Origin of the sequence: Halostella sp. PRR32 (assembly GCF_034808085.1) — an archaeon.
Classification (GTDB): domain Archaea; phylum Halobacteriota; class Halobacteria; order Halobacteriales; family Natronoarchaeaceae; genus Halostella; species Halostella pelagica.
In genome coordinates this window covers 1-254 of the sequence record NZ_JAXHGL010000211.1, presented here as the reverse complement: position 1 = coordinate 254, position 254 = coordinate 1, and the positions used below count along the sequence as shown (strand labels likewise).

Sequence of the window (254 nt, the reverse complement as noted above, 5' to 3'; positions counted from 1 at the left end):
CGCACCGCCCGGGCCTCTCAGCCCCGGTCCGTTCCTCGGTGTCAGTCCTCGAAGAACGCGACGGCGTCCGCGAGCGCGTCGGCGGGCGGCGAGCACGCGAACGACCGGCAGGCGTACGCCGTCGGGCCGTCGCGAGCGTCCCGGTCCGCCCAGATGGGCGGGGCCTCGTCGAGGTCGAGGACGTCGAGCCTCGCGTGCGACGACCGGCCCGCGGAGTTCCGGGAGACGCTCGCGGCGACGTACCTCCCGCGGCG

The 254-nt window shown here is 76.8% G+C and carries 1 protein-coding gene; it reads right to left on the bottom strand.

Annotation, left to right across the window (positions count from 1 at the left end):
* Positions 1-41: 41 nt before the first annotated feature.
* The coding region (locus SM753_RS20915) for a hypothetical protein (protein ID WP_323192969.1) at positions 42-254 on the bottom strand (213 nt) is incomplete at its 5' end.